The organism is Streptomyces sp. NPDC085481, assembly GCF_044541845.1.
GTDB lineage: Bacteria > Actinomycetota > Actinomycetes > Streptomycetales > Streptomycetaceae > Streptomyces.
Map to the genome: position 1 here is coordinate 66815 of NZ_JBITTJ010000014.1, position 18716 is coordinate 85530.

The 18716-nt window shown below is 73.4% G+C and carries 15 protein-coding genes; 7 read left to right on the forward strand and 8 right to left on the reverse strand.

Annotated features, from left to right (window positions below; translation table 11 throughout):
• Nucleotides 1-5: 5 nt before the first annotated feature.
• Nucleotides 6-3218, reverse strand: coding sequence for a tetratricopeptide repeat protein (locus ACIGEZ_RS26580; RefSeq protein ID WP_399835439.1), 3213 nt, complete (start codon nt 3216-3218; stop codon nt 6-8).
• Nucleotides 3218-3568 (reverse strand): hypothetical protein, encoded by a 351-nt coding sequence (locus ACIGEZ_RS26585; protein WP_399835441.1) that lies wholly within the window; start codon nt 3566-3568, stop codon nt 3218-3220. Before ACIGEZ_RS26585 ends, ACIGEZ_RS26580 begins: the two co-directional genes overlap by 1 nt.
• Before the next feature lie 139 nt (nt 3569-3707).
• On the opposite strand from ACIGEZ_RS26585, the gene ACIGEZ_RS26590 reads away from it, so the two are divergent.
• The gene (locus ACIGEZ_RS26590) at nt 3708-4253 is read left to right on the forward strand and encodes a TetR/AcrR family transcriptional regulator (protein WP_399835855.1); all 546 of its coding nucleotides are present in this window, start codon (nt 3708-3710) and stop codon (nt 4251-4253) included.
• A 137-nt stretch (nt 4254-4390) separates the two neighbouring features.
• On the opposite strand, the gene ACIGEZ_RS26595 is transcribed toward ACIGEZ_RS26590, so the two are convergent.
• Complete coding sequence (locus tag ACIGEZ_RS26595) at nt 4391-5629, reverse strand: ATP-binding protein (protein WP_399835443.1); 1239 nt, start codon at nt 5627-5629, stop codon at nt 4391-4393.
• The gene (locus ACIGEZ_RS26600; protein ID WP_399835445.1) at nt 5626-6285 is read right to left on the reverse strand and encodes a response regulator transcription factor; all 660 of its coding nucleotides are present in this window, start codon (nt 6283-6285) and stop codon (nt 5626-5628) included. Before ACIGEZ_RS26600 ends, ACIGEZ_RS26595 begins: the two co-directional genes overlap by 4 nt.
• A gap of 89 nt (nt 6286-6374) precedes the next feature.
• Here ACIGEZ_RS26600 and ACIGEZ_RS26605 point away from each other — a divergent pair, with 89 nt between their 5' ends.
• Genes ACIGEZ_RS26605 through ACIGEZ_RS26620 form a run of 4 tightly spaced genes read left to right on the forward strand, consistent with a single transcriptional unit; the run spans nt 6375 to nt 10085 of the window.
• Complete coding sequence (locus ACIGEZ_RS26605; protein WP_399835446.1) at nt 6375-6878, forward strand: hypothetical protein; 504 nt, start codon at nt 6375-6377, stop codon at nt 6876-6878.
• Nucleotides 6875-8014 (forward strand): peptidoglycan-binding protein, encoded by a 1140-nt coding sequence (locus ACIGEZ_RS26610; protein ID WP_399835449.1) that lies wholly within the window; start codon nt 6875-6877, stop codon nt 8012-8014. The genes ACIGEZ_RS26605 and ACIGEZ_RS26610 overlap by 4 nt, the downstream gene beginning before the upstream one ends.
• Nucleotides 8011-8844 (forward strand): ABC transporter ATP-binding protein, encoded by an 834-nt coding sequence (locus tag ACIGEZ_RS26615; RefSeq protein WP_399835452.1) that lies wholly within the window; start codon nt 8011-8013, stop codon nt 8842-8844. Before ACIGEZ_RS26610 ends, ACIGEZ_RS26615 begins: the two co-directional genes overlap by 4 nt.
• On the forward strand, nt 8844-10085 hold the full coding sequence (locus ACIGEZ_RS26620) for an ABC transporter permease (protein ID WP_399835455.1): 1242 nt from the start codon (nt 8844-8846) through the stop codon (nt 10083-10085). Before ACIGEZ_RS26615 ends, ACIGEZ_RS26620 begins: the two co-directional genes overlap by 1 nt.
• 56 nt (nt 10086-10141) lie before the next feature.
• On the opposite strand, the gene ACIGEZ_RS26625 is transcribed toward ACIGEZ_RS26620, so the two are convergent.
• The 4 genes from ACIGEZ_RS26625 to ACIGEZ_RS26640 all read right to left on the reverse strand — a co-directional run bounded on the left by ACIGEZ_RS26625 (nt 10142) and on the right by ACIGEZ_RS26640 (nt 16911).
• Nucleotides 10142-10804, reverse strand: a complete 663-nt coding sequence (locus ACIGEZ_RS26625; protein ID WP_399835458.1) for a pyridoxal 5'-phosphate synthase — start codon at nt 10802-10804, stop codon at nt 10142-10144.
• Nucleotides 10805-10857: 53 nt separating this feature from the next.
• Entirely contained in the window at nt 10858-14238 is a 3381-nt protein-coding gene (locus tag ACIGEZ_RS26630) for a hypothetical protein (RefSeq protein ID WP_399835460.1), read from the reverse strand.
• A 144-nt stretch (nt 14239-14382) separates the two neighbouring features.
• Entirely contained in the window at nt 14383-15624 is a 1242-nt protein-coding gene (locus ACIGEZ_RS26635; protein WP_399835463.1) for an FAD-dependent monooxygenase, read from the reverse strand.
• 120 nt (nt 15625-15744) lie between these two features.
• Nucleotides 15745-16911 carry a thiolase C-terminal domain-containing protein gene (locus tag ACIGEZ_RS26640; RefSeq protein WP_399835465.1) on the reverse strand — a complete coding sequence of 389 codons (1167 nt, stop codon included), beginning with the start codon at nt 16909-16911 and terminating at the stop codon, nt 15745-15747.
• Nucleotides 16912-17019: 108 nt separating this feature from the next.
• Between ACIGEZ_RS26640 and ACIGEZ_RS26645 the strand changes: the two genes are divergently transcribed.
• The gene (locus tag ACIGEZ_RS26645) at nt 17020-18219 is read left to right on the forward strand and encodes an acyl-CoA dehydrogenase family protein (protein WP_399835466.1); all 1200 of its coding nucleotides are present in this window, start codon (nt 17020-17022) and stop codon (nt 18217-18219) included.
• A complete protein-coding gene (locus ACIGEZ_RS26650) occupies nt 18220-18693 on the forward strand; it encodes a nitroreductase family deazaflavin-dependent oxidoreductase (protein WP_399835468.1) in 474 nt (157 codons plus the stop codon). It abuts the gene before it with no gap.
• The last annotated feature ends 23 nt before the right edge of the window (nt 18694-18716 follow it).

Here is an 18716-nt window from a genome sequence, read left to right on the forward strand (position 1 = left end):
TCGGCTCAGGGCTCTCCGAGCGCGGCGAGGCCGTCGCGGCACTCCTCGGCGTTCTCCTCGTCGCCGAGTTCGGTGTAGAGGGCCAGGGCGGTGCGGTAGCCCTCGGCGGCGGCTGCGTGCCGGCCGCGTTGGCCGGCGATCTCGGCGGTGAGGCACGCCACGTCCGCCTGGCCGCGGGTGCTGCCCAGCGTCTTGTAGAGGGCGAACGCCTCCAGGCTCGCGGCTTCCGCCTGCTCGTAGCGCTGATGGGCGGAGTGCACGATCGCCATGCCGTGCAGCGTGGTCGCCTGACCGGACTGGTCCTTGATGGCCCGCTGGAGGACCAGGGCCTGCTCACTGAGCTCGGTGGCCTCGTCCCACTCCTGCTCGAGCATGTGGTGGGAGGCCATGCCGATCAGCGCGGTCGACTGCCCGAGCCTGTCGCCGAGCATCCGGTAGAGCGCGTACGCCTCCTCGAAGCGCCGCCTCGCCTCGACGCCGCGGCGCTGTACGAGCAGGGTCGCGGCGATACCTCTGATGACGTTGGCCTGGCCGCGCTGGTCGCCCATGGCCTCGAAGCTGCGCAGGATCTCCTCGCGCGCGGCGATCGATTCGTCGTGCCGCCCTTGGGCGGTGAGGACGGAGGCCATGTCGTCGAGGGCGTTCGCGTGGCCGCTGCGGTCTCCGAGGCTGGCGTAGAGGTCGCGGGCTTTTTCGAACAACTCGACGGCGGCCGGGTACTCCTCGCGGAACCTGAGGACCGCTCCGATGCCGAGCAGGCTGTCGGCTTGGCCGCGGCGGTTGCCGAGGGCCTCGTAGAGGGCGAGGGCCTCCCGCTGTGACGCCTCGGCCTCGTCGTACCTGTCCTGGATGCGATAGGTGTCCCCGAGACCGTCGAGGGCGTCGGCGCGGCCGTGGCTGTCACCGAGCTCGGCGTGCAGATCGTGGGACCGTCGGAACGCGTCGATCGCCTCCTCGTACCGGTCGTCGAGCAGTCTCGCCCGGGCCACGCCGTGGAGGACGATGGCCTGGCCGTATCGTTCGCCATGGGCTTCGTAGAGCGTGAGAGCCTCCGCGTAGCAGGCTTCCGCCTCGTCGAGGCGGTCCTGGAGCCGATGCCCCTCGCCGAGGCCGTGCAGCGCATGTGCGCGATCGAGCGAACCCGCGTCCGAACGGGCCAGGAGCAGTTCGTACAGATCCTGTGCCTCGGTGCGCAGGCCGTCGAGCGAAGCGGTCTTGCCGAGCCGCCTCAGGAAGCGGGGCGCGCGCTCCCAGCCGCTCTCGGCGGCCGCGCGGGCGGCCGCTCCCAGCTCCCGGGCGTGGTCGTTCAGCCAGCGCCGCGCATGGCGTAACGGCTCGTCGTCGGGGCTGCTGCCCAGCGTCGACGCGGCCTCCTTCAGCCCCTCGTACAGATAGGCGAACAACCGCTCCCGGCTCGCCTCCCGCTCCCCCTCCGGGGCGTCCCGCAGCGCCCGCTCCCTCGCGTACGTGAGGCTCAGGTCGTGGAAGGCGTAGCGGCCGTCGTGCAGGGTCAGGAGCTGTTCGACCTCGGTGAGGCGGACCTCCGTCTCGTGTTCCGGCAGGCCGGCCATCGCGGCCAGGGAGTCGGGGCCGAAGTCCGGTCCGGGGTGCCAGGCGGCGTGGCGGATGAGGGTGCGCAGGTCGGGGTCGAGGGCGTCGTAGGCGCTGGTGAAGGCGGCGCGTTCGGCGGCGTCGAGGTCGCGGAAGACGCGGTAGGGCGAGGGCTCGGAGAGGGAGGCGAGGACGGCTTCGGGGGAGGCGCCGCGCAGCAGGCGGGTGCTCAGCGAACGGACGGCCAGCGGGCTGCCGTGCACGCGGGTGGCGAGGTCGGCGAGGCGGCGGGCGGTTACCGGGACGCCCATCTTGTGCCAGACGGTCACGCATTCGTCGGTGGACAGCGGGCCCAGTTCGCGGGTGAAGTCCCTGGGCAGGTCGGGGAGTTCGGAGCGACTGGAGACCAGGACCAGGCTGCGGGAGGTCGCGCCGGGGAGCAGCGGGGTGAGCTGCCGGGTGTCGCGGGCGTTGTCGAGGACGAGCAGAACGGCCCGGTCCTCCAGGAAGAGGCGCCAGGTCTCGGCGCGGGCGGTGAGGTCGGCGGGGACGTCCTCGGCGGGGTGGCCGAGGTGGTGGAGCTGCTCGGCGATCACGGCGTACGGGTCGCGGGGGGTCTCGTCCGGTGCCCAGCCGCGCAGGTCGATCTCCAGGCAGCCGTCGGGGAAGAGGTGGGCGGTGCGGGCGGCGGCGGCCCGCAGGAGTTCGGACTTGCCGCGGCCGCCGCGGCCGTGGACGAGGCAGACGGCGGGGGCGCGGGCGGCCATCGCCTCCAGGTCGGCGAGTTCGGCTTCGCGGCCGGTGAAGTGAGGGGTGGGGGCGAAGGCCGTATGGGGGGTGCGGGCCGGGCGGGCGGTGGACGGCGGCTGCGGGTACGCGCCGTCGGCGGTGAGCGGGCGCCGGTGCGCGAGGTCGGCGGCGGGCGGCGGCCGGTACGCGCGGTTGGCGGCGAGCGGGATGCGGTGGCCGTTGTCCCGCGTACCCATCCGGGGCCGCGGCACCGCGTGGCCTTCGACGGTGCGGCCTTCCAGGCGGGTGACGAGGGTCTCGTAGACCTCGCCCATGGTGAGGACGGGAGTGCGGTCCTCACCCGGCAGGCCGGTCGTGAGCAGGTCGGCCAGGGCGGTGGTGAAGACGCTGCCGTCGGGCAGGCACAGCGAGCGTTCGGTCGCCGCCGCGGAGGCGAGGACGCAGGCGCCCTCGATCGCGAAGTCGGCGGGGACCGGGGCCGGTTCCGCCCCGTCCATGGGCAGGGCGCGGCCGCTGAAGCAGCAGTCGACGACGACGACCTTGTGCCGGGCGCGGGAGCGGGCGACGATCGCGCGCACGTCGTCGTAGGCGACGGAGTGGTGGTGCCGCTGTAAGTGGGAGGCGTGGGTGGCGAGCAGCAGGCTCTGTCCGTCCCGCCCGAAGTGCCCGTGGCCGGCGTAGTAGACGAGGAGCAGGTCGCGGGCCTCGTCGGCGGCGTCCTGTACGGCGTCGAGGAAGACGCCGGGGGCGCTGTCGGCGGGCACCGTGACGCAGTGGGCGGGGTCGAGACCGCCGACGTCGTCGGCGGTGAGCAGCGCGGTCAGGGCGGGGGTGTTGTGGCGTACCCCGTCGAGGGCGCCGAGGTGCCGGTAGGCGTGGACGCCGAAGAGCACCGCGCGGGAGACGGGCCTGCTCATCAGGCCGGCGAGCTCTCCGGGTCACCACCGTTCAACCGACCAAGGAGGTCGGCGAGTTGCTCGGGGGAGAGGTGGCTGATGTCGGTCGTCGTGTCGCCGTAGACGAGCTCGCCCGCGCCGTCCTCGGTCTGGTTCCTGGCCGAGCGCCAGGTGGCGTACGCGACGGCGAAGGCGGCGATGTCGGTGGCGTGGCCGAGGACGATGTCGATCGCTTCGAGCGCGCTCATGGTGGGGCCCACGCCCGCGACCGGTTCGACCGGCAGGGCCGCCGTGCCGGGGTCCTGGGCGAGCCACGACCGAAGGTCGGTGAGGGCGTACTCGTCGCCGCCGCTTGTGATCCGGATGCGCATGTGCGGCCGTCCCCCGTCTCGCCGGTTCCTCAAGTGGGGTCGAGTGTAGGTCGTTTGTAGGCTTGCGGGGGAGTCGGTGGACGGAGTGCGGGGAGTGGCGGGGACGAAGAGGCTGCCGCGGGCGGTGCGGGAGCGGCAGATGATGGACGCGGCCGTGCGGACCTTCGGGCGCCGGGGGTACCAGGCGGCGTCGATGGACGAGATCGCCGAACTCGCGGGCGTGTCCAAGCCGTTGGTCTATCTGTATCTGCGCTCCAAGGAGGAGCTGTTCACCGCGTGCATCCGGCGCGAGGCCGAGGCGCTGCTGTCGGTGGTGGCCGTCGCCGTGGAGGGGGAAGGGGCGGCGGAGGAGCGGCTGTGGGACGGGGTCCTCGCGTTCTTCACGCACACCGCGGAGCATCCCGACGCGTGGGCGGTGCTGAGCCGGCAGTCGCGGGCGCAGGGGGAGCCGTTCGCGACGGAGGCGGAGCGGATGCGGGAGGAGATCGCCGCGTACGTGGGCGTGCTGATCCGCGGCGCGGCGCGGGGGCCGTGCGACGCCGAGGGGCTGGCGCAGGCGCTGGTGGGTGCGGCCGAGTCGCTGGCGAACTGGGCGAACGGCGCGGGCGGGGTCGCGCCCCGGCAGGCGGCGACGACGCTGATGAGTCTGGTGTGGTCGGGGCTGGGGAGTCTGACCCGGGTCTGACGATCGAGGATCTGTCCAAAACCGACGAGTCGGGGAGGGCCGGTCGAGCGGGACGGGTCGGGCAGGGCCGGTCGGGCAGGGCCGGTCGAGCGGAGCCGGTCGAGCAGGGCGGGTCGGGCAGGGCCGGTCGAGCGGAACTAGGGGGTGTCCGGCGGGAAGGTGACCCGTACGGTCAGCCCGCCGCCCTTCGCGTTGGCCGTCGCCCTGGCCTTCGCCCCGTGGGCGCGGGCGATCGAGTCGACGATCGACAGGCCGAGGCCCGCGCCCTCCCCGGGCCCGTGCGTGCGGGCGGTCAGGCGGTGGAAGGGCTCGAAGAGCAGGGGGACGGTGGCGGGCGGCACCTCGGGACCGGTGTTCGTCACCTCGATCCCGCGCGGACCGGTGCGCAGTTCCACCCGGCCGTCCGGGACGTTGTGGCGCACCCCGTTCGCCAGCAGGTTGTGCAGCAGCCGGTCCAGCAGCACCGGGTCTCCGTCCACGGCCAGGGGCCCGGCCCGTACGACGACGCGCACCCCGTGCTCGGCCGCCTCGCCCGCGAGCGCGCCCGCCGCCCGCCGGGCCAGCTCGTCCACCGCCACCCGGCGGCGCTCCTTCAGCCCCTGGTCGGAGGCGGCGAGCAGCAGCAGCCCCTCGATGAGCCGCTCGCTGGAGTCGGCGACCTCGATCAGCTTCGACCGGATCCGCGCCACCCGCTCGGGGGACGGCTCCCCCGCGAGGCCGATCTCCGCCGCCGCGCGCTGCACGGCCAGCGGGGTGCGCAGCTCGTGCGCCGCGTTGGCGGCGAACCGCTGCTGGGCGGAGACGAGTTGCTCCATCCGTCCGAGCATGCCGTCGAAGGTGTCCGCGAGGCGCTTCAGCTCGCCGGGCGGCCCGGCGAGGGCGATCCTCTCGTGCAGGTTCTCGCCGGACAGCCGCCGGGCCGTGTCCGTGATCACGGCGATGGGTCCGAGCACCCGTCCGGCCGTCCACCAGGCGAGCGCGATCGACAGGATCGCGTAGCAGCCGAGGACGATCAGCGAGACCGTGAGGAGGCGGTCGAGGGCGGCGGACTCGGCGGCGTCGCTGACCGTCCGGGTGACCGCGAGGACACCGGGGACCACGCTCGCCCCGGGGCTCGGGGCGGCGGGGCTCGCCGGCGCGGCGCTGGGCGCACCGCTCGGCAGGCGGCTGGGCAGGGCCTCCAGGCGCTGGGCCGGTACGGCGGTGGTGACGGCCATGCTGATCGACGAGTACAGGCCCTCCTTCACCAGGAAGTACACGACGCCGGTGAGGAGGGCGCCGGCGAGGACGAGCAGCCCGCTGTACAGGGCGGTGAGGCGGGCCCGTTCGCTGCGGAAGGGAATCGGCGTCGCGATCCGGCTCACGGCGGCCCTCACGACGCGATCCGGTAGCCCGCGCCAGGCACCGTCTCCACCACCGGCGGCTCGCCCAGCTTGGCCCGCAGCTTGCTCAGGGTGACCCGGACGGCGTTCGTGCGGTAGCTGGTGTGCTCCTCCCAGACCTGCTCGATCAGGTCCTCGCCGCTGACCACCGCGCCCTCGGCCCGCAGCAGAGCCTCCAGGACCCCGAACTCCTTGCGGGACAGCTGGAGGTGCCGCCCGTCGCGGCTGGCCTGGCGGCGGGCGGTGTCCAGGACGATCCCGGCGCGTTCCAGGACGGGCGGCAGCGCGGGCCGGGCGCGCCGGCCCAGGGCCAGGACGCGGGCGAGCAGCTCGTCGTACGCGAAGGGCTTGGCCAGGTAGTCGTCGGCGCCGAGCCCCAGGCCCTCGACCCGGTCCCGTACCGTACCCGCCGCCGTGAGCATCAGGACCCGGGTCATCAGCCGCTGCTCGACCACCCGGCGGCACACGTCGTCGCCGTGTATGCCGGGCAGGTCCCGGTCCAGGACGAGCACGTCGTACTCGCCGAGCTGCAGCTTCCGCAGGGCTTCGAGGCCGTCGGCCGCCACGTCCACGGCGAGCGCGGCGCGGCGCAGCCCCTCGGCGATCAGCTCCGCGAGGAAGGCCTCGTCCTCCACCACCAGTACGCGCATGGCCCCTGTGTATCCGAAAGGGACCTTTCGCCGGTGTAAACGAAACCGCTGAGAGAAGCGAAACATCCCTTCGCTGCACCCTCCACGCCATGACGATTCGACGGATCACCCGCGCGGCCGCCGCCACGTCCCTGGCCGCCGCCCTCTCCCTGTTCGCCACCGCCTGTGCCGGTTCCTCCGGAGCGGGCGGGAAGGACGACGGGAGCGTGAGCGAGGAGGGCAAGAAGGCCGACCAGGCCTTCGAGCACCGCAAGTGCCTGCGCGAGCAGGGCCTCGACGTGCCGGAGCCCAAGCCGGGCGAGCAGGGCGTCGGGCTCACCATCGGGGGCGACGGCATGTCGAAGGAGAAGATGGAGAAGGCGTTCAAGGCCTGCCAGAGCAAGGCGGGCGGCGGGGCCGGCTTCGGCAAGGAGCCGACGCAGGCCGACAAGGACAAGGCGCTCGCGTACGCGAAGTGCATGCGCGAGAACGGCTTCGACATGCCCGACCCGAAGTTCGGGGGCGGCGGGCAGGCGGCCATGCCGATACCGCAGGGCGTGGAGAAGCAGAAGTTCGAGAAGGCCGCCAAGGCGTGCGAGGGCGTGGGCCGATGAGCGCCGGGGAGCGCCCGATGGGCCGGCGCAGGCTGCTGGTCGCCCTCGCGGCGATCGTCGCGGTCGCGGGCGCGGGCGCCGCCGTCACCGCCCTGTCCGCGGGCCCGGAGCAGCCGAAGACCGGGGCCGCCGGCTCCAGGGGCCTGCCGCCCGCCACCGGCACGATCACCCGCGGCGACCTCAGCAACAGCTCCCAGCAGGACGGCACCCTCGGCCACCTCGGCGAGCGCAAGATCAACGCGGGCGGCGCGGGCGGGACCCTGACCTGGCTCGCCCCGAGCGGTTCGGTCGTGAAGCGGGACGGGCGGCTCTACGAGGTCGACGGCGAGGCGGTCCGGCTGATGTACGGCTCCGAGCCCATGTACCGGACGCTCAAGACGGGCGACAAGGGCAAGGACGTACGGCAGCTGGAGGAGAACCTGGCCGCGCTCGGGTTCACCGGCTTCGACGTCGACGAGGAGTACACGGCGAAGACGGCCGCCGCCGTCAAGCGCTGGCAGAAGTCCCACGACCTGAAGCAGACCGGCACCGTCGGTCCGGACCGTATCGCCTTCGCGGGCAGCGCCGTACGGGTCAAGGAGCCGGGCGGGGGCGGGGGTTCGGGCTCGGGCGGCGGCTCCGGCGGCGACGGCCGGATCGCGCCCGGCGACCGGGTCACGCCCGGCGGCCCGGTCCTCACGGTGACCGGCTCGGAGCGGGTCGTGAGTTTTAAGGTGCCCGCGTCGGAGGCCGGTTCGGCGAAGGCCGGCACCCGGGTGCAGGTGACGCTGCCGGACGGCACGCAGCTGCCGGGGAAGGTGTCGGCCGTCGGCAAGACCGCGACGGCGGGCGACGACCCGCAGGACAAGACCCCGAAGATCGACATCACCGTCTCGTTCGACGACCCGGACAAGGCCGACGGCGTCGACCAGTCGCCGGTCACCGTCGACCTCACCGGCGAGACCCGCCAGGACGTCCTGTCCGTACCCGTCAACGCCCTGCTGGCCCTGCCCGAGGGCGGCTTCGGCGTCCAGGTGGTGGAGGACGGCAGGGCCAGGGACGTGAAGGTCGAGCTCGGGATGTTCGGGCAGGGCCGGGTGGAGATCAGCGGGGGCGGGCTGCGCGAGGGCATGAAGGTCGGGGTGCCGTCGGCATGAGCGAGGTCGAAGCGCCCGTGGGCACGAGCGAGGGCGAGGCGCCCGTGGGCACGAGCGAGGGCGAGGCGCCCGTGGGCACGAGCGAGGGCGAGGCGCCCGTGGGCACGAGCGAGGGCGAGGCACCCGTCAGTTCGCCCGTCGGTGAGCACGTCGTGGAGCTGAAAGGCGTCGTGAAGGAGTACGCGGGCGGTGTCCGCGCCCTCGACGGCGTCGACCTGACCGTCGGTGCGGGCGAGCTGGTCGGCATCGTCGGCCCCTCAGGCTCGGGCAAGTCGACCCTGCTGCACATCGTCGGCACCCTGGACCGTCCGACGAGCGGCACCGTCGCGATCGCCGGGCACGACATCGCCGCGCTCACCGACCGGCGGCTGTCCGCGCTGCGCGCCCGCCACATCGGCTTCGTCTTCCAGGCCTTCCACCTCGTGCCGGGCGTCGGCGCGCTGGAGAACGTCGCCGAAGGGCTGCTCTACTCCGGCCTGCCCCGGCCCAGGCGTCGGGCGATGGCCGCCGAGGCGCTGGCCCGGGTCGGCCTCGCCGACCGGATGCACCACCGGCCGCACGAGCTCTCCGGCGGCCAGAAGCAGCGCGTCGCGATCGCCCGGGCGGTGGTCGGACAGCCCGATCTGCTGCTCGCGGACGAGCCGACGGGCGCGCTGGACTCGGCGTCCGGCGAGGCCGTCATGGACCTGCTGCACACGCTGAACGCGGAGGGCGCGACGATCGCGGTCATCACCCACGACACCGAGATCGCGGGAAGACTGCCGCGCCAGGTCAGGATCAAGGACGGCCGGGTGGTGGCGGACACGGCCCGCGGAAAGGTCGTGGTCTGATGGCCGGTCGCAGAAGTGGTCGTGCTCGTGGCAGCGGTCGCGCTCGCGCTCGTGCGCTGAAGGCCGCCCGGCTCGGGCCGCGCGACGTCCTGCACGTCGGCTCGGCCGGGCTGCGCAGCCGCCCCGTACGCGTGGTGCTCTCGGCGCTCGGTATCGCGATCGGCATCGCGACGATGATCGCGGTGGTCGGCATCTCGGCCTCCAGTCAGGCGCAGTTGCTGCGGCAGCTGGACGCGCTCGGCACGAACATGCTGGTCGCGAAGCCGGGCGAGGGCATGTTCAGCGGTCAGCAGGTCAAGCTGCCCGAGGACGCGGTCGGCATGGTCGGCCGGATCGAGGGCGTCGAGAAGGCGGGCGGCACGGGCGACCTCGCCCGATCGGTGCGCCGCTCGGAGAAGATCCCGGAGGGCGAGACGGGCGGCATCGCGGTGAAGGCGGCGACGGAGGGGCTGCTCGACGTGCTGCGCGGCACTATGGGGTCCGGGACCTGGCTGAACGCCGCCAACGGCCGTTATCCGTCCGTGGTGTTGGGGCATGTCGCGGCCGAACGGCTCGGCGTCGACCGGCCCGGCCGGCAGGTCTGGATCGACGACCGGTACTTCACCGTCGTCGGCATCCTCGACCCGCTGCCGCTCGCCCCCGAGATCGAGCGCTCGGCACTGGTGGGCTGGACCGGCGCGCAGCGGCTGCTCGGCTTCGACGGGCACCCGACGGCGGTGTACGAGCGGTCCACGGACGCGTCCGTACGGCAGGTGCAGCGGCTCCTGGCCCCGACGATCGACCCGCAGAACCCGCAGAACGTCTCGGTCGGCGACCCGTCGTCGGCGCTCAAGGCGAAGGCGGCGACGGAGGGCGCGTTCTCGACGCTGCTCCTGGGCCTGGGCGGGATCGCCCTGCTGGTGGGCGGCGTCGGCGTCGCCAACACCATGATCATCTCTGTCCTGGAGCGCCGTCACGAGATCGGCCTGCGCCGCTCGCTCGGCGCGACCAGGGGTCAGATCCGGCTCCAGTTCGTCACCGAGTCCCTGATGCTCTCGGGTCTCGGCGGGCTCGCGGGCGTGGCGCTCGGCGCGGCGGCGACGGCGGTGTACGCGTCGACCGGCGGACTGCCCTGGGTGGTCCCGCCGTGGGCGGCGGCGGGCGGATTCGCCGCGACCCTGGCGATCGGCACGGTGGCGGGCCTCTACCCGGCCGTGCGGGCGTCGAGGCAGTCGCCGACGCTGGCGCTGGCGGCGGTGTAGCGGGCGCGGCGCAGAGGGGGCGGGTGTGCGGTCCGGTCGGGCCGCGCCCCCGTCGCCTACGGCCACAGCAGCTCGCGGTCCCAACCTCCCCCGGGCGTACGGCGGTAGCGCAGCCGTACGTGGCGGCGCTGGGCGTCGCCCTGGAAGAACTCCACCTCCGCCGGCTCCACCACGTACACGGTCCAGCCCGGGGCGGGCGCGTCCGGTTCGCGCCGCGCCCGCTCCCAGGCCGCCGCGCTCGCCCCGGCCAGCTCGTCGAGCGAGCCGAGGACCTCGCTCTGGTGCCCGACGAGCGCGGCGGCCAGGGCGCCGGTGGTCCGGGCGTGCAGGTCCGCGTACGCCTGTTCGGCGGTCCCGGTGACGACCCGGCCGCGCACCCGCACCTGGCGGCCCTGCACCGGCCAGTAGAAGGTGAGGGCGGCCTCGGGCCGGGCGGCGAGCTGCCGGCCCTTCGCGCTGCCCGCGTGCGAGCCGAAGTGCCAGCCGCGCGCGTCCGCGTCGTGCAGCATCACGATCCGTACGTCCGGCCGCCCGTCCTCGCCGACGGTCGCGAGCGCCATGGTGTGCGGCTCGGCGGCCTTGGCGTCCACCGCGGCCGTGAACCAGGCGCGGAACAGCGCGACCGGCTCGGCGGGCACGTCGGACGGGTCGAAGGAGGGCAGTTCGGCTTCCCAGACACGGGAAGACCGCAGGGCCTCGATGAAGCGCGACTCATTCATGTCGCCCATCATGAGGCCCTGCGGCGGGTGGTGCGGGCCGCGCGACGGCGGTATCAGTCGGTGTAGTAGCCGGTCACGTCCGCGATGAGGTCGACCGAGCCGTTCTTGTTGTAGAAGGTGACCTTGCCGTCCTTGACGGGGACGATCACCAGGTTGGGCACGGTCTGCCCGGTGGAGAAGTTGAGGCTCGACGCGGAGGTGCGGGCCGTCCCGTACGGGTACACCGAGACGAAGCTCCCCTCGGTCGGGTTCGTCGCGGTGACGTTGAGGACGACGGCCTTGTACTTCGTGCCGACGGTGAGCGAAACCGTCTTGCCCGGGCCGACCTTGGCCTTGGGGACGCCGGTGCCGTCACGGGTGTCCATCAGCCGCTTGGGCTGCATGCCGGTGAAGACCGATCCGGCGCCCGGCTTGAAGTAGCCGGCGACGTCGGCGAGCAGGTCGACCGTGCCGGCCCGGTTGTAGAAGGTGACCTTGCCGTCCTTGACCGGGACGATCACCAGGTTCGGAACGGTCTGCCCGGCCGCGAAGTTGAGGCTCGAGACGTCCGGACGGGCGGTGCCGTACGGGTAGACCGAGACGAAGCCCGCCGCCGTCGCGTTGGTCGCCGTCACGTTCATGGCGACCGCGGTGACCCCCGGCTCGGTGACCGCCAGCGTCACGGTGCCGCCTGCCGCGACCTTCGCCTTCGGCGCACCGGTGCCGGTGCGGGTGTCCAGGAGACGGGTCGGGGTGACGGGCTGGTAGGCCGAGCCCGCGGTGCCCTCGGTGTAGTAGCCGGCGATGTCGGCGAGCAGGTCGACGGAGCCGTTCTTGTTGTAGAGCTCCACCCAGCCGTTGACGACCGGGACGGTCACCAGATTGGCGGCGGTCCGGCCGGCCGTGAAGTTGAGGTTCGAGGCGGACGTGCGCTGCGTCTCGTACGGGTAGACGGAGACGAAGCTCGCCTTGGTCGCGTTGGTGGCGGTCACGTTGAGGACCACCGCCGTGAGCCCCTCGGCGGGCGCCCCCGCCTGGCCGGCCACCTTCAGGCGGACCGTGCCGCCCGGGCCGACCTTCGCCTTCGGGGCGCCGAGGCCGGAGCGGGTGTCGAGGAGGCGGGCGGGCGTCACGGGGGAGTAGGTGCCGGGCAGCGTGGTGAGCGAGCTGCCGGTGACGCCGAACGCGCCCCAGAACGACTGCGAGGGTCCGACGCCGTCCAGCGGACGGGCGACGAGCTCCCAGCGGTACTGCCCGGACTCGACGGCGCGGCCCCGCGCGTCCTTGCCGTCCCACTGCGGGCGGGCGGCGGCACCGGTGCCGCGCGTGCCGGTGAGGGAGCGGACGCCCTCGCCGTTGCCCTTCGCGATGCGCAGCTCCCAGGAGCCGACCGGCTTGGAGAAGCGGAACACGGGGGACCAGGTGGCGGGGCCGGGTTCGACACCGGCGCCCTGGAAGGTGACGGGGCCGATCGAGTGCGTCACGGCGCCGAGGCTCTGGGGAGTCGCGCCGGACCTCTTGACGTGGATGTTCTTCTCGGCGTCGAGGTAGGCGATACCGCCGCCGAACTTGTCCACGGTCCAGGTCGACCGGCGGCCCGAACCCATTCCGGCCGGGAGGTCGGCGAAGTCCCTGGTCGCGCCGGATGCGGCGGCGGTCAGCTTCAGCTTGTCGCCCTCGTGGCGCACGACGAAGCCGTCGCCGAGCAGGGCCTCCCCCGCCGGAACCGGCACGCTCTTCTTCTGGTCGATGTCGTAGACACCGGCCTTGTCGGCTCCGCAGGCCCAGTACAGCCACCGGCTGACGGCCTGGAGCTCGGTCGGCCGACAGCCGGAACCGAGGTCGACGTCGCCGACGGTGCGGAGTTCGTCCAGGTCGTACGTGTTGACGTGGCCGGGGGTGTCGGCCGGCTTCCAGACCTTGTCGTGCCACAGCGCCGCGGCGGAGTCGGTGAGCGTGAGCAGCACGTCCGGCCGGTCGGGATTGCCGTTCTCCAGGTCGGCGACGTACTTCGTGGTGCCGTGCTCGGCCAGCACGTAGCGACCGGCGCCGTCGATCACGGTGGCGTTGGCGACCGGCAGGTCCGCGGTGCGGGAGGTCGTGCCGTCGGTCCGGGCGTACAGGCGCTTGCCGTCGGAGTACACCGAGTCGCCGTCGCCGAGCGAGACCAGACCCGGCGAGGACGGTGCGATGAGCCTCGTCCGCAGTTTCGGTGCGCCGGCCGTGGGCGGGGTGGCGGCCAGGTCGGTGTCGACGTCGTGAAGGCCCACGGCGTCGATGCCGGGGAGGTCGGTGCTCAGGTAGCTCAGCCGGCCGCCGCCGAGGGCGATGCCTGCGAAGTGCGCGGGGTACGCCGGTACGTCGGCGACCGTCGCGAGCGTGGGGACGCCGTTCTCGCCGACGGTGACGCGGCGTACGGCCCAGGCGTCGGCGCCCGTGCCGCCGACGGCGAGGACGCTGCCGTCAGGTGCGGTCGCCAGCTGAGCTTCTGCGTGCGGCAGGAGTTCCTCGACCTGGCCGGTGTCGAGGCGGACGGCCCGCAGCGGGTTGCCCCCGGTGGTGGCGGTGCGGTCCGAGGCCCTCTCGGTGACGAGGAGCCAGTCGCCGACGGCCGTCACGACCGGTTCCCAGGTGTCCTGAAGCGCCGGCACCTGCGTCTCGGTGGTCGCCGCGGGGGTGGCGCGCGGTGCGGTGAACGCGCGGTTGTTCACGACGTCGTAGTAGGCGATGCGCTCGGCGCCCAGGGAGACGACGACGCCCTCGCCGGTCATCGCCGTGCCCTTGAGCGTCGCGGTCGCGTAGTCGAGGAGGTAGTCCTGCTCGAAGAGGTGCCCCTCCTGCCATACGCGGATGAAGGCGCCGTGGGCGTCCTGCCGGACCACGCTCAGCTCGTCGAAGGTCCCCAGGAGCCCCGTCACCGGAACCTCGGTGGTCTTGCCGTCCTTGACCTGCTGCAGCTGGAACGAGCCGTATTGCGCCTGGTCGGCGCCTCCCGTCGTCACCACGGTGTCGGTGGTGTAGGCCCCTGCGAACCGCCGGTTGCCCGGCAGCGTCAGCCTGAGGCGCTCCTGGCCGGTGGCGACCTCCTTGACGGTGACGCGGTCGAGGGTGATCTCCGGGTCCTCGTCGACCGTGGCGTACAGGCCCGAGTGGCCCTTGGCCTGCTCCTCGGTGATCGCCGTCTCCGCGCCGGTCCCGGTGTCCCTCCAGGCCCAGCCGCCTCCGCCCTCCCGGCGGTGGGCGTAGCCCGTGTCGCCGGCCTGGCCCAGTTCCTCACCACGCGGCTGGAAGCGGCCGGGGTTCGGGACGACGACCTCGTCGGTGGCGGTCGGGGCCGCCGGTGCGGCCGTGGCCGAGACCGTGGTCGCGGCGGTGAGGCCGGCCGCGATGGCCAAGGTCGTGGCGACGGCGAGCGCTGTCTGCGTGCGGGCGCGGGTGCGCGGGTTCTGGTTCACGAGAGTCCCCTCCAGGAGCCTGTTCAGGCATCGGGCGGCGCCTTTCGCGGTCGCGTCTCGCGCGCCGCCCCCTCCGGCAGCCCTGGCCCGAAGGCGTGATCGTAACAATCGGCACGGCTGTTCGGAAGAGGTTTTCGAACTCGTTCAAACCGTCTCGAAGGTCGCGTAGTCCTTCACCGGCACCGCGTTCGCCGCCTTCTGGATCTCCTCGCGGATCTTCTTCGCGATCAGGTTCTTCCAGGGGGTCTTCGGCAGGGTGCGCACCATGAACATCCGCAGGGCGATCTTCCAGCGCGAGGAGACCGTCATCTCCTTGGCGAAGGACGCCGCGAACCGCTGGTTCAGTTCCACGCCCGGCCGCATGACCTCCTCGTACGCCGCGAAGGCCGCCGCGTGGTCGCCGCCCGCCGCCGCGAGTTCGCCGGCCAGGACGTACGCGCCGGTGAGGGCGAGGCCGGTGCCCTGGCCGGAGGCGGGGGAGGTGCAGTGGGCGGCGTCGCCGAGCAGGACGACGCGGCCCCGGGACCAGCGGTCCATCTCGATGGTCGCGACGGAGTCGAAGTAGAAGTCGTCGGCGTGCGCCGAGTCCGCGATCAGCCGCGGGATCTCCCAGTCGTCGCCGGCGAAGGCGTCCGCGAGGAGGCGCTTCTGGGCGTCGGTGTCCCGGTGGTCGTAGGTGAGTTCGGCGGGGGCGGCGAAGACGAAGCAGTTCTTGGCGGTGTGCGCGCCCTCACCGGCCGTGCTGTAGACGGAGATCAGCTTGTCCGGGCGGGCGTGGTAGGTCTCCCAGCGGGTCAGGCCCAGGCGGTTGGGGGCCGTGAAGATCGAGATGTACGCGCCGAGGTGGCGCTTGAACCGCCGCTCGTCGCCGAAGACGAGCCGCCGGGTGTTCGAGTGCAGTCCGTCCGCGCCCACCACCAGGTCGAAGCGGCGGCGGTTGCCGCTCTCGAAGGTGACGTCCACGCCGTCGCCGTCGTCGTCGAGCGCGGCGATGGAGTCGCCGAACAGGTACTCGACGTCGTCCCGCGTGCGCTCGTACAGGATGCGGGCGAGGTCCCCGCGCATGATCTCGTCGTCCTGCTCCTCCCGGCCGCCGAAGATCTCGGCCGGCAGCTCCCCGACCGTGCGGCCCCGGGAGTCGACGTACGAGCCGCCGTCCATGTCGGTGGAGTGGGCGCGGACCTCGTCGAGGATCCCCATCCGCCGGCAGATCTCGATGGCGCCGCCGCGCAGGTCGACCTTGTAGCCGCCGGTGCGCAGTTCGGGGGCGCGCTCGACGACGGTGGGCGCGAAGCCGTAGCGGTGCAGCCAGAGGGCGAGGGCCGGGCCGGCGATCGAGGCGCCGGAGATCAGGACGGTCTTGGCGGTGCGGGCGATGCCGGTCATGGCAGGACTCCTTGTCGGGTGGTGCGGGGCCCGTCCGGCCCCGCACCCATGACTATACGGATGTCCTACACGCTTGTCTATGACGCTTGTATAGATTTCTCGGCGCGGAGGCCGGGTGGCTCAGCCCCTTCCCAGGACCACCGTCCCCGACGAGCAGAACCAGCCGCCCGTGCCCGACGCCACCGCCAGTTCCGGGAGGGAGCCGTCCGGGCGGCGGACCTGGAGGCCCGGGGCCTCGCCGCGTAGTTGCCGGACCGCCTCGACGAGGAGGAAGAGGCCGCGCATGCCCGGGTGGCAGGCCGAGAGGCCGCCGCCGTCCGTGTTCAGCGGGAGGTGGTCCTTCGTCCCGACGAAATCCCCGCCCTCGCCCTTCGCGCAGAAGCCCAGGTCCTCCAGGGTCACCAGCGTCATGTACGTGAACGCGTCGTAGATCTCGGCCAGTTCGATGTCGGAGGGGCTCACGCCGGCGCGCTCGAAGGCGAGCCGGCCGCTGACCGCTGCCGGGGAGACCGTGAAGTCCTCCCATTCCGACATCGTCGTGTGCGAGACGTGCTCGCCCGTGCCGAGCACCCACACCGGCGCCTTGGCCGTGTCGGGGACGTACTCCTCGGCGGCGAGGAGCACCGCGCAGCCGCCGTCGCTGCGGATGCAGCAGTGCAGCTTGGTGAAGGGGTCCGCGATCATCGGGCCGTCGAGCACGTCGTCGACCGTGATCGGGTCCCGGAACATCGCCTCCGGGTTCAGCGCCGCGTTGGCCCGGGCCTGGACGGCCACCTCGGCCAGCTGCTCGAGCGTGGTGCCGTACTCGTGCATGTGGCGGCGGGCGGCCATCGCGTACTTGGCGATCAGTGTGTGGCCGTACGGCGCCTCGAACTGGAGCGGGCCGCGGGCGCCGAACGAGAGGTTGGAGGTCCGGCGCCGTGCCTTGATGTCGGCGCGGGCCGTGGAGCCGTACACGAGCAGGACCGCGTTGGCGTGGCCCGCGGCGATCGCGTCGGCGGCGTGCGCGGCCATGACCTCCCAGGTGGCGCCCCCGACGGCGGTCGAGTCCACCCAGCGGGGCCGGAGCCCCAGGTACTCGGCGACCTCGACCGGGGCGAGGGTGCCGAGGCCCGCCGAGGCGAGGCCGTCGATCACCGAGCGGTCGAGCCCGCTGTCCGCGAGGGCGCGGCGGGCGGCCTGGGCGTGCAGGGCGTAGGGGGTGGCCTCGTCGACGCGGCCGCAGTCGGAGAGGGATATGCCGACGACGGCGACGCGACGGCGGCGGTCCCGCGGGGTGGTGGCCATGAATCTGACGGTACATCAGATAGCCGGGAATCCCGAGGGCTTGACGGGCTGTGCTTCTGTCGTACACCCCTCTAACATGACGCCCCGTCAGATACGGAGGGGAGCCCCATGCGTACCGCCGCCGTCACCGAAGAGCAGCAGGAGATCCGCCGCACCCTGCGCGAACTCCTGGCCAAACGAGCCGGACCGGCCGAGATCCGCGCCGCCGTCCGGACGCCCGAGGGGTACGACACCGAACTCTGGGCCACCATGGCCGGCACCCTCGGCCTGCCCGGACTCGCCCTGCCCGAGAAGTACGGCGGAGTCGGCTGCACCGCCGCCGAACTCGCCCTCGCCTGCGAGGAGACCGGCCGCGCCCTCGCCCCCTCCCCGCTCCTCGCCACCGCCGTCCTCGCCGCCCCGCTGATCCACGCCCTCGGCACCGAGCGGCAGCGCGCCGAGCTCCTGCCCCGGATCGCCGACGGCTCCCTGACCTGCGCCCTCGCCATTCCCGGCGGTGTCCTCCCGCTCGCCCTCGGGCTCACCGGGGACAACGCCGCCGAACCCTGGGCCGGCGGCGGGCGCTCCGGCGGCATCCAGGCGACCCGGCCGGCCGGCGCCGAGCGCTGGTCGCTGTACGGAGAGGCCGTCCACGTCCTCGACGGGCACAGCGCCGGACTGCTCCTGGTCGCCGCGCACACCGGCGGCTTCCCGTGCAGCCGCACCCTGCTCTTCCTCGTCCGGACCGGCGCCACCGGTCTCGTACGACACCGGCAACCCGCCCTGGACGTCACCCGCTCCCAGGCCACCATCCAACTCCGCGACGTCGAAGCCGAGTTGCTGGGTGATGAGGCGGGCGAGCCGCTCCCCGTACTCGGCGCCCTCGCCGCGACCGGACGCACGGCGGCCGTCGCCCTCGCCGCCGAGGCGGTCGGCGCCGCCCGCGCCGCCCTCGACCGCACCGTCGAATACGTCGGCACCCGCGAGCAGTTCGGGCGTCCCGTCGGCTCCTTCCAGGCGGTCAGGCACCGCCTCGCCGACCTCCTCGTCCAGGTCGAGTCGGCCCGCTCGCTCACCTACTGCGCCGTCCTGGACGAGGGGGAAAACGAGGAGGAGTCCGGCGGGCTCGCCCTCGCCCAGGCCCTCGAAGCCCTGCGCGCGGCCGCCGCCGAGACGATCCAGCTGCACGGCGGGATCGGCATCACCTGGGAGCACGACGCCCACCTCTACTTCAAGCGCGCGGCCGCCGACGAGCTCCTCTTCGGCCCCGCCCACCGGCTGCGCGCCCGCGCCGCCGAACGCGGCGGGCTCTTCGGAGAGGTGGCCTAGATGCCCATCGGGCTCCGCGTGATGCAGAAGGTCTCCTCCACCCGCGCCTTCGCCAAGGTCGCCCCGCACTTCATCCCCGCCATGGACCGGGCCGTGCACCGGCTGACCCGCGGCAAGGTGCTGCTCAGCGCCCGGATGCTGCCGGGGGTGATCCTCACCGCCAAGGGGGCGAAGTCCGGGCAGCCGCGCGTGACGCCGCTCGCCTGCATGCCCGAACCGGACGGGACCTGGCTCCTGATCGGCTCCAACTTCGGCCGCCCGGGGCACCCGGCCTGGACCGCCAACCTGCTCGCCCATCCGGACGCCGAGATCAGCTGGCGGGGCGACCGCTTCCCCGTACGGGCGCGGCTGCTCGCCGGTCAGGAGCGGGCGGCGGCCTGGCAGGCGGTCCTGGCCTTCTGGCCGCCGTACGCGACGTACCAGGCGCGGATCGAGCGGGAGATACGGCTCTTCAGGCTGACCCGCGTCCCCTGACGCGGTGGGGCGGCGCCCCGGAA

Coding starts and splice junctions, on each gene's coding strand:
- ACIGEZ_RS26590 (WP_399835855.1), top strand. CDS start 3,708: ATGATGGACGCGGCCGTGCGGACCTTCGGGCGCCGGGGGTACCAGGCG.
- ACIGEZ_RS26645 (WP_399835466.1), top strand. CDS start 17,020: ATGCGTACCGCCGCCGTCACCGAAGAGCAGCAGGAGATCCGCCGCACC.
- ACIGEZ_RS26635 (WP_399835463.1), bottom strand. CDS start 15,624: ATGACCGGCATCGCCCGCACCGCCAAGACCGTCCTGATCTCCGGCGCC.
- ACIGEZ_RS26605 (WP_399835446.1), top strand. CDS start 6,375: ATGACGATTCGACGGATCACCCGCGCGGCCGCCGCCACGTCCCTGGCC.
- ACIGEZ_RS26610 (WP_399835449.1), top strand. CDS start 6,875: ATGAGCGCCGGGGAGCGCCCGATGGGCCGGCGCAGGCTGCTGGTCGCC.
- ACIGEZ_RS26615 (WP_399835452.1), top strand. CDS start 8,011: ATGAGCGAGGTCGAAGCGCCCGTGGGCACGAGCGAGGGCGAGGCGCCC.
- ACIGEZ_RS26580 (WP_399835439.1), bottom strand. CDS start 3,218: ATGAGCAGGCCCGTCTCCCGCGCGGTGCTCTTCGGCGTCCACGCCTAC.
- ACIGEZ_RS26600 (WP_399835445.1), bottom strand. CDS start 6,285: ATGCGCGTACTGGTGGTGGAGGACGAGGCCTTCCTCGCGGAGCTGATC.
- ACIGEZ_RS26585 (WP_399835441.1), bottom strand. CDS start 3,568: ATGCGCATCCGGATCACAAGCGGCGGCGACGAGTACGCCCTCACCGAC.
- ACIGEZ_RS26620 (WP_399835455.1), top strand. CDS start 8,844: ATGGCCGGTCGCAGAAGTGGTCGTGCTCGTGGCAGCGGTCGCGCTCGC.
- ACIGEZ_RS26650 (WP_399835468.1), top strand. CDS start 18,220: ATGCCCATCGGGCTCCGCGTGATGCAGAAGGTCTCCTCCACCCGCGCC.
- ACIGEZ_RS26625 (WP_399835458.1), bottom strand. CDS start 10,804: ATGAATGAGTCGCGCTTCATCGAGGCCCTGCGGTCTTCCCGTGTCTGG.
- ACIGEZ_RS26640 (WP_399835465.1), bottom strand. CDS start 16,911: ATGGCCACCACCCCGCGGGACCGCCGCCGTCGCGTCGCCGTCGTCGGC.